The following is a 14,154-nucleotide window of genomic DNA, read 5'->3' on the forward strand; positions in this document are numbered from 1 at the left end:
CGCAGTTACTCGTGAATTTGGTACTTTTACTCGTGAATTGAGTGCATTTACTCATGGGTTCGTTCTTTAACTCGAGTTTAGTCCTCTTACGAGTAAGTTTGGAGAAGGGAGAAGCAGAAGGAACGTAGAAGATTATCCAATCCATACATAGTAAGAAACCTATAAACAAGGGACAATTTGAATGATTTCTGATTGGAGAAATCTCTCACCAGTAATATCAGGCAATTATTGCCTGGCAAATCATGACAGTAAAACCGTGATTAAAATCGTAATTAATACGATTTACAACAACTGATATAAAACTAAAAATATTAATGGAGGATTATCTTATGTTCAGGAAATACAAATCATTATTTATTCTATTTCTAACAGTCTTTCTTTTGGTAGCATGTTCTTCCGAGACTACAAAAGAACAAGAGAAAAAGAAAAAAGAAGTGAATTTACTTTTTAATTTTGCCACTAGCTCGCTTGATCCAAATGTTGATACAAGTTATGTGTCACTGCGTGCAGGAATTACTGAAACTTTGGTACATCTCAATGATAAGGACTTGACTATTGAGCCTTGGCTTGCCAGCAGCTGGGATAGTAAAGATGGACAATTATGGGAGTTCAAGCTAAGGGAGGGAGTGACGTTTCAGAATGGAAAACCTATGGATGGCGAGGCGGTAAAGGCATCTTTAGAGAGGGCGATGAAAGATAGTCTAGCGATTAAAAATGCCTTGCGCATTGATTCGATAGAAGCAAAAGGAAATACCTTAATGATTAAAACAGAAGGTCCCTTTCCGGAGTTCCCATCTGAATTAGTTCATCCAAACACATCGATTATTGACGTAAAGGAAAGTGACTATATAAACAAACCAGTTGGGACAGGCCCATTTGCTGTGTCGAAATTCACACCAGGAACTGCAGTGGATCTTAAGCGGTACGATTCTTACTGGGGTGGAGCCGTGAAACTGGAGAAAGCCAGATTTTCGTTTAATGAAGATGCCAACGCGCGCTCTCTTGCACTTGAATCAGGAGATGCTGATATTGTCTTCCGTCCAGAAGTTGAAAGCCTAGCAAATTTAGAAGCTATAGATGGGGTAACTGTGGAGTCCACATCTACTTTCCGTGTGCATCAAATGACGATGAACTTAGAACGGAAAGCGCTGCAAGATATACACGTTCGTAAGGCTATTGATGCTTTGATAGATCGTTCATCCATTGCGAATACGATTTTACAAGGTCATGCAGAAGTTGCCACAGGACCTTTTCCATCTACGTTCTCATTTGCTCCAGACTATCCAAAAAAAGAGAACGGAATGGAAGCGGCTAGAGAATATCTTGAAAAAGCAGGATATAAGAAAGTACATGATGTTATGCAAAAAGACGGCAAACCGCTTTCGGTTACGCTTCTTACTTACAGTTCACGTGCCGATTTACCGTTAATCGCTCAAGTATTTCAATCGGATGCTGCGCAGTTAGGAATTGATGTGAAAATCAAACAGATTGAAATCCCGGAAGAGTATATGGCTGCCAATCGGGATTGGGATTTAACAACGTACAGTAATTTAACGGCACCGCGCGGAGATGCCGGTTACTATTTAAATGCAACGTATCATCCAAATGGCGCCTTAAACTTCAGTGGTGCGGATGACGATCACTTGACGGCACTTATTGACAAGTTAAACGTAACGGTTGGGCAGAAAAAACGTTCAGATTTAGCTGAAGAAATTGCGATGTATGTGGATGAACAAGTATATAACTCATTTATTTTACATCCCAACACACTTGTTGCATATAACTCTAATAAAGTTGAAAACTGGATCACTTCGCGAAGTGAATACTACATGCTGACGAATAAACTGGATGTGAAGTAAATGTTCCGCATTCTAGGCCGGCGATTTATCGAGGTTGTGATTTTTATCCTTGTTATTACATTTATCAGCTTTCTTTTTGTGCGGCTCGCTCCAGGTGATCCGGTACTATCAATTCTTCAAGTGGATGATGTATCGATCACAAACGAGCAAGTCTATGAGCTTCGTGAAGAATTGGGATTCAACGATCCGTTGCTTGTACAGTATGGTCATTGGTTTGCGGACTTTGTTCAATTAGATTTCGGAAATTCCTATATTACGAATCAGCCTGTGATGAAAATGATTATAAGCGGTCTGCCAGCGACACTTGAACTGTCAATGGGTGCTTTACTTGTCATGCTTAGTATAGCTATTCCTTTAGGATCGCTTGCTGCTTTATATAGAGGCAGTTGGATTGACCAGATAAGTCGTGGAGTCTCATTATTAGGCGCAGCTATCCCTAGCTTTTGGCTGGGACTACTTTTGATTGATTTATTCGCGGTGAGATGGGGGGTATTTCCAACAATGGGGAGGGACGGATTCATTTCAATGGTCTTGCCGTCGGTTACTTTGGGCCTTGCCATTACAAGTGTATACGTCCGCTTGCTGCGTTCGAGTTTGATTGACTCGCTTAGTCATGAATTTATCAGAGCCGCCCGGTCAAGGGGGATTTCAGAAATACGTATCTTCTTTGCCCACGCATTTCGCTATAGTTTACCGCCGGTCATTACCGTATTCGGTGTTAGCCTTGGCAGCTTGATCGGCGGGGTCGTCGTGGTTGAAGTGATTTTTGCTTATCCTGGTATTGGGAAGATGGTCGTTGACTCTATTCGATCTCGTGATTATCCAGTCATCCAAGGATACATTTTAATTATGGCCATTATTGTATTTATGGTAAATAGCGCAGTGGATTTAACTTACCGATATTTGAATCCTGAGCTAAGACTAAAGGAAAGGAATAATAGTTGATGGAATTAGTGTTCAGAAAACAAATCAAAAGACGATGGAAAGCTGCCGCTATTTATACAACGATGGCTTTTGTGTTTGCTGTTGCAGCGTACACCTTTCTTGGCCTGAAGCATGATCCGCTACTAGTCAATCTGGCTGAAAGATTATTGCCAGCAAGCTTAGAACATCCGCTCGGCACGGACCACTTAGGGCGTGACGTATTAACGCGTCTGCTGCTTGGTACAAAGCTGACGGTTGGCTATGGGCTCTTATCCTTGTTATTTGCTGTTATAATCGGCGTCCCGTTTGGGGTGATTTCTGGATTCAAAGGAGGTCTGATCGATCGAATTTTCATGCGTATTGCAGATGCTTTTTTATCGTTTCCAGATACGATCGTAGCTATTGTGTTGAGTGGTCTATTAGGTCCGGGAATTGAGAACCTGCTGTTGGCCATTGTTGTAGTGAAATGGGTGAACTATGCTCGGCTTGTGCGCAGTACGGTGATTACTGAGCGTCAGAAAGATTATGTGACGGTAGCTAAAATTAATGGAGTTAGTTCCTTCCGAATTATGCGAAAACATCTATTTCCGCACCTTATTGGGAATGTACTCGTACTGGCAAGTCTCGATTTAGGGAAAATCATCTTACTCATATCTTCCCTGTCTTATATTGGACTCGGTGCGCAGCCTCCAGCACCAGAATGGGGAGCGATGCTCAATGACGCCCGTCCTTACTTTCAATCCAATCTGTTTCTGATGATTTATCCCGGACTTGCTATTGGATTTGTCGTTCTTTTATCAAACTTACTCGGTGATTATTTGCGTGATAAATTTGATGTGAAAAAGGAGGTGGAATCGTGAGTATTTTAACCGTTAATCATCTATCTGTTATAGGAAAACAAAATAGGATTGTCAAAGATATTTCGTTAGACATCCATAAAGGAGAGTGGTTCGCACTTGTTGGTCAAAGTGGTAGCGGCAAAAGCATGACAGCCATGGCAATCGGACAGTTGCTAGCGCCAAATCTCCAAGCAAAGGGAGAAATATGGTATCAAGAAAAGAATTTATTAACGCTGTCTTCCTCTGAAATGCGGAAAATTCGCGGAAAGCACCTAGCTTATATTTTTCAAGATTACCAAGGGTCATTTACTCCGTTTCTTACCATTGGACAACACTTCGAGGAGTATCAGCGGACGCACCTTAAACTGTCTAAAAAAGCAAGACGGCAGCAAGCTGTGGAAGCGCTTATTTCCGTTGGCCTTTATGAAGATATCTATAGAAGATATCCGTTTCAATTAAGCGGGGGGCAGCTTCAACGTGTGTCCATTTCGATAGCCCTGCTGCTTAAACCAGATATATTGATAGCAGATGAACCGACTACTGCTTTGGACAGTGTATCTTCTTTTAAGGTTTTGCAATTGTTATCCCGGCTGCAAGTAGAGACCGGCTGTGCAATTTTGTTCATTACCCATGATTTGCGTCATGTGAAGAAATATGCGAACCGAATTGCTGTTATGAAAGAAGGAGTAATCATAGAAACCGGTGATAAAAATCAGGTGCTGAATCATCCGCAGCACGCTTATACAGATAAACTGATTCAATCATTGCCATCACTTAGAAGCAGGAGTCCATTAACACTTGAAGGAGTGTCAGGATGAGTTTATTAGAAGTGAAAAATGTCCATAAAACGTACGATAACGGTGTGGAAGTTCTTAAGAACGTGAATTTTAGCATGGAGAGGAAAGAGTGCCTAGGTTTAGTAGGAGAGAGTGGGTGCGGGAAGAGCACACTTGCTCGCTGCATTTTACAAATTGAATCTATTAATAAAGGTATGATCATGTTCGAGGGGACGCCTCTGCAAAACAAAAGCGAGCGCAATTTAAAGCCGTACCGAAAAAACATCCAAGCGGTTTTACAAAATCCTGCTTCAGCGTTGAATCCAAAACTAAGGATAAAAGATTCGCTAATAGATCCTTACCTGCAATACAGCAGTCAAGCTAAGATGAAACAATTTCAGTATACAAGTGAAGAAAACTTTGTCGCACAGCTATTAGAAGCTGTAGAACTTCCAACGGGGCTTGCTGAACGATTTCCGCATGAACTAAGTGGAGGACAGAAGCAGCGGGTGACCATTGCACGCGCTATTAGTATTGAACCAGCGCTTATAATTTTAGACGAACCGGCTTCAAGTCTTGATGTGCTATCACAAGCAGCCGTATTGCGTTTGTTAGATGAACTACGAGTTACGTTGGATATTTCATATCTTTTTATTTCTCATGACCTGTCGGCTGTGCATGAGATGAGTCAAAAAATCATGGTGATGAAAGAGGGTGTCATTGTTGATTCATTCGAGAAGGAAAACCTCTTTTCTATGGACCGTCATTCATACACACAAGAATTATTAACAATGTTTGAATGATGAAGAACATCAGGAGAACCGCTCTATCTGTTTAAAATATAAATCGTAATGATTTCGATTAATGGCAGATAAGGTTTTGAACCATAAGGGGGGAAATGCGGTGAATCACCGATCATATCTAGCCTTAGCCATTCCTCTGACCATTTCGACGATAACGACACCTCTAATAGGTGCGGTGGACACGGCAGTAGTTGGTCAGTTACCCAATCCGGCTTATTTGGGAGGTGTAGCTGTAGGTACGATTATTTTTAACACCATGTATTGGCTGTTCGGCTTTTTGCGAGTGAGTACATCTGGATTTGCTGCACAAGCACTTGGTGCAAAGAATGAACAGCAAGGAATGTTAGCCTTTATCAGGCCGTTATTAATAGCGATTGCGGTAGGAATAATTTTCATTTTGCTTCAAGGTCCGATAGAACATGTTTCATTAACCTTGATAAACCCGGACACTGACGTTCACTTATATGCCTCTGAATACTTCAGCATTCGAATCTGGGGAATTCCATTTACTTTAATGAATTACGTTATCTTAGGATGGCTAATGGGGATGTCCAAAATCAAGGTTTCGTTAGTGCTACAAGTGTTTATGAACCTCATGAACATTGTTCTTGATTTGTTGTTTGTCCATGTTTTCGCATGGGGTGTATCTGGAGTAGCTATAGCGACTCTTCTATCAGAGGTAACAGCCTTTTTCATTGGGCTATTTATTATTTGGAAAGCGACGCCCTATCGAATTAAAATGCCTCCCTTTAAAGAGATGATTGACCCGTTATCTTTTAAAAAAATGATGGCGGTGAATCGAGACTTATTTATCAGAACGCTCTGTTTGCTAACTGTTTTTAATATCTTTACGGCAAAGGGCGCGTCATATGGAACGGAGATATTGGCAGCCAATGCCGTCCTTATTCAAATTCACTATATAATGGCTTACTTCTTTGATGGGTTCGCAAATGCCTCTAGCATTCTTGTTGGAAAAGCCATTGGTTCGAAGGATAAGCACTTGTATAAGAAGACCCTTATGTTGTCCTGGCAGTGGGGGGGCCTATCCTCTCTAATGATTGCTGCCAGTTACTATCTATTTAGTGATTACATCATTTCACTATTTACACGCATACCTAGTGTCATTGATTTGGCAAATGATTATGGAATCTGGCTTATTTTGTTTCCTCTTTCGGCAAGTGTAGGCATCGTTTTCTATGGTGTTTTTACAGGGGCTACAGAAGCTGCGCCTATTCGGAACTCAATGATTTACTCCTTAATTGTTTTTTTAATAACCTTATATATCTTTGTGCCTTCGTTTCAAAACCATGCGTTATGGTTGGCCTTTACTGTATTTAGCTTAGGGCGTTCAGTATTTTTAGCACTGTATATACCACAGTTAAGTCATAAATTATTTCCTAAGAGGAGTGTTAGACATGAAGACAATCGAATTAGCTAGAAAACAAGAAAAAATCATTAATACATATACAGAAACATATAAAATCTTACTAGCAGAACAAGATTTAACACCAAATAATGAGATAATTAATCACGTTTTATCTGAACTAGTTGCCACTCTTTCTAAACCAATAGATCAATCCGTAGCAGAAGATATTCTTAACGATAAGGAGATTAAATCAATTAGGGGAACCATGCTTGAAAAGCTGACGATTGCAGAAACCTTAATGGAGGATTACTATGCCAAATTATTTATTGGCAAGGTGAATTCCTTAGATGACTTTCGTTCATTTATTTATTGGGATAACTACAAAGAACTGATCAAAACAGAAATACATGAACTGAAAAAAGTAAAAAATGATTTTCATTCGTTCGCATTTATAGGAGCGGGTCCTTTACCTTTAAGCCCTTTACTGCTTAAACAAGAATTGGGTTCAAAAATGACCTGTCTCGATATTGATAAGCAGGCTTATACATATGGCCAGGGTTTCATACAAGATTTAGATATTGATAGGAACTCAAGCTATATTTTAAAAGATGGTGCTCTACATGATTATAGTGGATATGATCTTATCTGGATTGCCAGCCTTGTTCCTAATAAAGAGGATATTTTAAAACAAATATTTGAGACGAATCCAAAGGCTATAGTGGCCATTCGATCGGTGGATGGCATACATCAATTATTATATGAACAAGTCGATGCAACAAAGTTTCACAAAGTGGCATGTGAAGAAGTCGGCAGAACTATTGCAGATTCTTTCATCATTAATTCAACAATATTATACACATACAAACAGTAAACCCATCAAACGAGTTGCTTCGGCAATTCGTTTTTTATATGAGTAAGTTATTAAACTAAAAGGTTCGGGAGGGAGCATTTACCCCCAGCAGGTGTGAACAGGCAATTAGAATAAGAATAAGGCACGCCTGCATGACTAGTTTATTTTGATTTGCGATATTTACAAGTAATACTTGAATTGAGAGTCTATTATATATCGATGTGAAAATCGCCTTTGCATTTCCATGAATTCATTATCATTGGCCTAATCTGTAGCAAGAAGAGGAAAGGAATTTTTTCTTAAGATTCATAGAAAAAAAAGGGAAGTGTCAAAAGGTTGTCTATGCGGCAGTCGTTTGGGGCTAAATATTGGAACTTTATTTATGGATATTTGCATATAATTACAAACGGTATGGTGGCGGAGAGATGTTCTTGCTCCTCAAGGGTGGTTGTAATTGGAAAAGTTTTCTATTAATATGGAATATGAATAATGTGATAGGAGGTTGTACATTGGCTTTACAAATCAAAGAAATCACAAAGAAATTTGGAGATTTCACAGCTGTTAATAATCTAAATTTCACTATCCCCGAGAAAGAAATGTTTGGTTTTTTAGGAGGGAATGGTGCAGGGAAAACAACCACGTTTCGTATGATACTTGGCTTGCTTGACCCAACCGAAGGAGAAATAGTTTGGGATGGTAAGAAAATCGATTATACGACCAGTTCATTAATTGGTTACCTTCCTGAGGAACGCGGACTATATCCAAAGCTGAAGGTACGTGATCAGATTGTATATTTAGCTAGATTAAGAGGCATGAGAAAAGGAGATGCATTGAAAGAGTTAGAATATTGGCTTGACCGTTTTATGGTGCCAGAGTACATCGATAAGCGTGTTGAAGAGCTTTCAAAGGGAAATCAGCAAAAAATTCAGTTGATCGCTTCCATGATTCATAAACCGGAATTGCTTATTCTTGACGAACCCTTTAGCGGACTAGATCCTGTTAATGTGGAAATGCTGAAGAAGGCGGTCATCGACTTGAGGGACAGCGGCACGACGATTGTTTTCTCAAGTCATCGTATGGAGCATGTTGAAGAGATGTGTGAGCATCTTTGCATTATGCATAAAGGATCCCCCGTAGTGGCTGGGAAATTGAAAGAAATTAAGCGTTCTTTTGGCAAAAAGAATGTGTCAATTAAAGCTGATTTTGATTTATCTTTCTTGGATACTTATCCTGGTGTAACAAAAGTTAAGAACACGATGGAAGGGAAAATTCTTCAAGTCACTGGTGAAGATGTAGCTGAGAGCATGATTCGTGATCTTGTTCCAAAAGGGTTCGTTCGAAAATTCGAATTGGAAGAACCATCGCTGACGGATATTTTCATTGAAAAAGTAGGTGCAGTCTATGAATAAATTTTGGATTGTTCTTTCCCATACATATCTATCAAAATTAAAAACGAAATCCTTTATCATTTCTACAGTCATTATGATGGCATTGATTCTTGTTCTTACAAATATTTCGAAGCTTATTGATACATTCGTTAGTGAGGATCAGGAAAAGGTTGCCGTTATCGATCTGACTGAAGATAGCTTATTTGATTCTTATAAGACTGCGGTAGCAGGTGTGAACGATGAGCTCTCGATAATATCCGCCCAAGATGAAAAGGAAGCGGATGAAATGGTTGGCGCAGAAGAAATCGTTGGGTATCTTTTGATCGAAAAGGATGACAGCCTAGGTTTTAAGGGAACGTATAAAGCGAATCAAATTTCAGATTCAATGGTAAGTAATGATTTGCTTCTCGCACTTACCCAATTGAAAAGCCAAATCACAGCGAATGAATTGAAATTGACAGAGCAGCAAATCACTAAATTGAAGACGCCGCCAGCCTTTGAAACGATTGCACTTCAGGAGAATGCAAAAACAGAAGAAGACCTCAATCAAGCCCGTGGTCTCGTGTATGTGCTTTTATTCGTCATTTACTTCGGTGTGTTGATGTATGCAACGATGATTGCAATGGAAGTAGCCACTGAAAAAACATCAAGGGTCATGGAAATCCTGATTTCAAGTGTCCCGCCAGTCACGCAGATGTTTGCCAAAATAATGGGGGTAGCTTTGCTTAGTCTTACACAAATGATTTTATTTTTTGGATTGGGTTATTTATCAATTAAGCAAAACTTGACAGGTATGAATGAAGGATTTTTCGCATTTTTTGGTTTCGGCAGCATCAATATCTCAACGATCATTTATGCGATCATCTTCGCATTGCTTGGTTATCTTCTGTACGCGACACTTGCGGCTTGTCTTGGGTCAGTTGTCAGCAAAATTGAAGATGTCCAGCAAATGATTTCACCGATGACCATGCTTGTTGTCATTGCCTTTATGATTGCGATGTTTGGACTAGGGAATCCTTCAGCTAGTTATATCACCATTACATCATTCATTCCATTTTTCACTCCAATGATTATGTTTTTGCGCGTAGGAATGCTTGATGTCCCTTTCTGGGAAATCGCAATAAGCATTGCTGTATTGATTTTAACAATTATTTTACTTGGTATTATCGGAGCGAAAATCTATCGTGGTGGAGTCCTGATGTATGGAAGCTCAAAATCACTAAAAAGCATCAAAAATGCATTACAATTATCAAAGAAAAATTAACCTTAAAACCTGAATCCCTCACTTTTTTTTGAGGTATTCAGGTTTTTTTATTTTTTTCATGATTTATGAGTTCAGCTCCTAAAAACCCTTATGACTTTTTCTAAGGAATAAGTTTATTTACTTCTACTATTCCTTCCTTCATATGTACTGACACCTATTATCTCCAATAAGATCCCAACTAATTCAGCTGTTCTAGACAAGATAGTCCTTCGAAATATTGAAAGATACATAGGGGGATTTGTTAAGTTTAATGTAAGTCTATAAAACTTACTTGACAATATAAGCTTATAAAAATATAATTACTTACATAAAGTAACCAACAAAAAAGGAGAATAAATAACATGAATAGAAATGAAGCTGGTCAAGTTTTTTTACGGATAATTTTAGGTCTTACTTTTTTCATTCACGGAGTTTCAAAGTTTCAAGGTGGAATAGGTAACACGGCAGGCTTCTTTGATAGCCTCGGAATTCCTGGGTTCATGGCTTATGTGGTAGCATTTATCGAATTAGTCGGAGGTCTTGCAGTAATAGTTGGCTTTGGAACACGAGTCGTTTCTATCTTGTTTGTCGTTATTATGCTGGGTGCCATTTTCACGGCTAAATTACCTGCTGGATTTCTTGGCAATGGACAAATGGCAGGATACGAGCTGGACTTAGCACTGCTTGCTATGTCCGTTTATCTTGCATGTGCAAATCGCTCGCTTTTTTCTTTAGATAATAAACTCTTAAATAAAGAAGGGAAGTAACAATATGATGGGGGAATTTCATCAAAAGCCCGTTACGTTTGTTAGGGAAGTTAGTATTAATGTCATGCATCTGGATAATGCCATCAGGTTTTATCAAGATATCATAGGTCTCCAATTATTGAAAAAAACGGATCGCAAAGCTGTTTTAACAACAGATGGTAAAACCCCGTTGCTTACGCTTGAGCAGCCCGCTGATGTAATTCCAAAAGAAGGAAGAACAACAGGCTTATATCACTTTGCTCTTTTGCTACCAACCCGTGCTGACTTGTCGATCTTTTTACGCCATTTACTTCAAACAGAATACCGGTTTGGAGCTTCGGATCATGATGTAAGTGAAGCGCTGTACATTACTGATCCGGATGGAAATGGCATTGAAGTCTACTGGGACCGTCCATCTTCTGACTGGAAATGGTCAAATGGAGAAGTTGCGATGGGAACGGACCCGTTAGATGGAAACAGCCTCCTGGCAGAAAGTGACGCCGAGTGGAACGGACTGCCTGCTGGTACGTTAATGGGACACATTCATTTACATGTAGCGGATCTACGAAAAACAGAAGAGTTTTACATGTTGGGTCTTGGGTTTACTATTGTGAATCGATTCGGAGGGGCTCTCTTTACTTCAACCGGCGGATATCATCATCATATCGGATTAAACACATGGAATGGCGTTGGCGCTCCTGCTCCAAAGAAAAACAGTGTAGGGCTCAACTGGTATTCACTTGTTTTTGCAGATGAAGAAGCGAGAAACAAAGTGATTGAAAAACTAAACAAAATTGGTGCTGAAGCTACAAAAGAAGACGGTTTTTATGTCATCACAGATCCGTCAGGAAATGAGATTCATTTAGTTATCTAAAGCCTTTAGGGTTGGAACTATAGTATATTCAGAAAGCATTGGTGAGAAAAAATGGGATTTTTCAGTAAGTTATTTGGAAATAAAGATACAAGTGCAGAGGAGAATAAAAAAATGACAAAAGTATTATTTATCAAAGCAAACGATCGTCCAGCAGACCAGGCAATAAGCTCAAAAATGTATGATACATTTGTAAAAACTTATAAAGAAGCGAATGGTACGGATGAAGTGATTGAGTTAGATTTATTTAAAGAAGAGCTACCGTACTATGGTAATACAGCGATAACTGGGATGTATAAACGAAACCAAGGTTTTGAACTGACACCTGAAGAAGAAAAAGCAGCTAGTTTAGTTGATCAATATTTAAATCAATTCCTTGCTGTGGATAAAGTAGTATTTGCTTTCCCTTTATGGAATTCAACGGTACCTGCTCCGCTAATCACGTACCTTTCTTATTTGGCTCAAGCTGGTAAAATGTTTAATTATACAGCGGAAGGTCCTGTTGGATATGCTGGTGATAAAAAAGTCATGCTTTTAAACGCTCGTGGCTCAGATTATTCCTTAGAAGGAATGGCTTCTGCTGAAATGGCTGTAAACTTAGTAAAAACCATCATTAGCCTATGGGGCATCAAAAATCCAGAAGAAGTGGTTATTGAAGGACATAATCAGTATCCTGATCGCACGCAAAAAATCATTGCGGATGGTTTGGAAAACGTTGCAAAAGCAGCTGAAACATTCTGATTGTGAAGTGAAAAGAATAGCAGGCAATGGAAGGCCCTCACTATCAATCGGGGCCTTCAGACTGTAGACAAATTCGTAGAAAGCGAGTTTGCCTGCAGTTTTTTTATTGAAAAACGTTTCAGTTGATTTCAGAAATCCGCACCCTTTCCGCCGACTGTCTGCCAAGCCTCCTCGCCGCAAGCGTCTGGGGGTCTCGGCTAGCCAGTTATTCGGCAGGAGTGCCGCAAATTTCTTCCATCCATTGAGGATTCCATAAAGCAGAATTAAACCATTTTTTAAAATCACGGTTCGGGATGTGACTATTCCAAACTCCCTTTTGTCGATAAACAAAAGGCCCTCCATATCTGAACTGTGCCCCATTTTACGGACAGTATAAAAAAGTGCCTAAGCGGCTAATAAGTGGTCCCGGTATTGTACCGGGGCCATTTTCTTTAGCCCCCATTGATAACGATGTTCATTATATTCTTCAATAACTCGATCAATTTCTTCCTTCACATCCGTTAAATTAGTACATGTTTTATATTCTGCCAAATCCTTAAAGTGGCCAAAGAAACTTTCCATTGGCGCATTATCCCAACAGTTTCCCTTGCGGGACATGGATTGGGTTATCCCAAGTTCCTTCACTTTGCGTTGAAATAGCGGATGGGTGTAATGGAACCCCTGGTCAGAATGAAGGATTGCACTCGGGTGGAACTCGTGACACACAGCCTGCTTTAGCTTATTTAAAGTCTCGTAAGCGATATCCATTTCTAATGAAGTAGATAAATGGTACGTAACGATTTCTTTTGTGGCGGCATCTTTTACGCAGGATAAATACGCTTTTTGGCCTTTCCCATAATAAAGATAGGTAATGTCAGTAAGCAGGACCTTCCCTGGCACCTCCTGATTGAATTCACGATTAAGGAGGTTTGGACAAGTAAGGTGCTCCTTGGTTGCCTTGGCCATCTTCCGATACGGGTTGGCCCTTCTGATTTTCGCTAGGAGATTATATTTTGTCATCAACCGTCTGATTTTCTTATGATTCATTACGGCCGAGTAGTCATTCTCCATAATCATTTTGATTTGGAGGGCGCCTACTTTTTCCTTTTTACTGATGAAGATATTTCTGATCAATTTTATGTCCAATTCATCCTGTTCTTCACGAAGCTCACGGTAAGGAGCTGCCTTTAACCAATCATAGTAGCCACTTCGACTTACACCAGCCAATTTGCATAGATAAGAAACAGCCTTCTTTAATTGGTGTATTCTGATCGTCCTTTCAATCAGATAGAACTTCTCAGCAGCAGTTAGAATCATTTCTTTTTCAGAGCCTGCCTTTCTAGCTCTTCCAGCTTTTTTAGGAAGTCATTTTCTGCTTCAAGGAATTTGATTCTCGCCTCGGCCTTCCTAAGTTGATCCTCTACAGACTGTGGCTTGGAAGTGGGGCGTCCTGTACTTCCTTTTCCACGGCGTTCCGTAAGGAAGCCTTCCTCACCAAACCTTTCAAAGGTACTACGCCAGCGCTGTAGACAACGTTTGGGTTGTTTCTTTCCAATTATTTCGAGATTAATTCCCTGGTCAATGAAAATTTGAGAGGGGGCTTTCCCTTTTTATATTCCTTAACAGCTTTTGTCTTAAATTCAGGACTATAGGAAATAGATCGCTCGGAAGCACTAATGATATTTGGATTCTTTTCAAGTTCTTTAATCTGAAATTCAGTATATATATTCTTACTCATAGAAACCCTCCGTCCATACTCATTACATCTA

General features: G+C 39.7%; 12 protein-coding genes and 1 pseudogene. 12 read left to right on the forward strand and 1 reads right to left on the reverse strand.

The window, feature by feature from the left end; translation table 11 throughout:
• Positions 1-329: 329 nt before the first annotated feature.
• The 12 genes from nikA to JFU50_RS15910 all read left to right on the forward strand — a co-directional run bounded on the left by nikA (position 330) and on the right by JFU50_RS15910 (position 12,406).
• Positions 330-1,859: a nickel ABC transporter substrate-binding protein gene (gene nikA / locus JFU50_RS15855; protein ID WP_201223286.1), complete on the forward strand. Its 1,530-nt coding sequence runs from the start codon at positions 330-332 to the stop codon at positions 1,857-1,859.
• A complete protein-coding gene (nikB, locus tag JFU50_RS15860) occupies positions 1,860-2,804 on the forward strand; it encodes a nickel ABC transporter permease (RefSeq protein ID WP_201223288.1) in 945 nt (314 codons plus the stop codon).
• A gap of 62 nt (positions 2,805-2,866) precedes the next feature.
• The gene (nikC, locus tag JFU50_RS15865) at positions 2,867-3,643 is read left to right on the forward strand and encodes a nickel transporter permease (RefSeq protein WP_242489130.1); all 777 of its coding nucleotides are present in this window, start codon (positions 2,867-2,869) and stop codon (positions 3,641-3,643) included.
• The gene (locus tag JFU50_RS15870; RefSeq protein WP_342366282.1) at positions 3,640-4,440 is read left to right on the forward strand and encodes an ABC transporter ATP-binding protein; all 801 of its coding nucleotides are present in this window, start codon (positions 3,640-3,642) and stop codon (positions 4,438-4,440) included. Before nikC ends, JFU50_RS15870 begins: the two co-directional genes overlap by 4 nt.
• A complete protein-coding gene (locus tag JFU50_RS15875; RefSeq protein WP_116820900.1) occupies positions 4,437-5,201 on the forward strand; it encodes an ABC transporter ATP-binding protein in 765 nt (254 codons plus the stop codon). Before JFU50_RS15870 ends, JFU50_RS15875 begins: the two co-directional genes overlap by 4 nt.
• 100 nt (positions 5,202-5,301) lie before the next feature.
• Positions 5,302-6,639, forward strand: coding sequence for an MATE family efflux transporter (locus tag JFU50_RS15880; RefSeq protein WP_201186380.1), 1,338 nt, complete (start codon positions 5,302-5,304; stop codon positions 6,637-6,639).
• Positions 6,617-7,438: a nicotianamine synthase family protein gene (locus tag JFU50_RS15885; protein ID WP_201223291.1), complete on the forward strand. Its 822-nt coding sequence runs from the start codon at positions 6,617-6,619 to the stop codon at positions 7,436-7,438. The genes JFU50_RS15880 and JFU50_RS15885 overlap by 23 nt, the downstream gene beginning before the upstream one ends.
• 488 nt (positions 7,439-7,926) lie before the next feature.
• A complete protein-coding gene (locus JFU50_RS15890) occupies positions 7,927-8,826 on the forward strand; it encodes an ABC transporter ATP-binding protein (protein WP_201186376.1) in 900 nt (299 codons plus the stop codon).
• Complete coding sequence (locus JFU50_RS15895) at positions 8,819-10,069, forward strand: ABC transporter permease (protein WP_201223292.1); 1,251 nt, start codon at positions 8,819-8,821, stop codon at positions 10,067-10,069. Before JFU50_RS15890 ends, JFU50_RS15895 begins: the two co-directional genes overlap by 8 nt.
• Before the next feature lie 341 nt (positions 10,070-10,410).
• Positions 10,411-10,815: a DoxX family protein gene (locus JFU50_RS15900; protein ID WP_201223293.1), complete on the forward strand. Its 405-nt coding sequence runs from the start codon at positions 10,411-10,413 to the stop codon at positions 10,813-10,815.
• A 7-nt stretch (positions 10,816-10,822) separates the two neighbouring features.
• The gene (locus tag JFU50_RS15905) at positions 10,823-11,668 is read left to right on the forward strand and encodes a VOC family protein (protein ID WP_116822248.1); all 846 of its coding nucleotides are present in this window, start codon (positions 10,823-10,825) and stop codon (positions 11,666-11,668) included.
• A gap of 51 nt (positions 11,669-11,719) precedes the next feature.
• A complete protein-coding gene (locus tag JFU50_RS15910; RefSeq protein ID WP_057214588.1) occupies positions 11,720-12,406 on the forward strand; it encodes an FMN-dependent NADH-azoreductase in 687 nt (228 codons plus the stop codon).
• A 384-nt stretch (positions 12,407-12,790) separates the two neighbouring features.
• Here the strand turns inward: JFU50_RS15910 and JFU50_RS15915 are convergent.
• Positions 12,791-14,123: pseudogene (locus JFU50_RS15915) on the reverse strand (IS3 family transposase).
• Between the last annotated feature and the right edge of the window lie 31 nt (positions 14,124-14,154).

Origin of the sequence: Peribacillus sp. TH14, from assembly GCF_016651145.1 — a bacterium.
Classification (GTDB): domain Bacteria; phylum Bacillota; class Bacilli; order Bacillales; family DSM-1321; genus Peribacillus; species Peribacillus butanolivorans.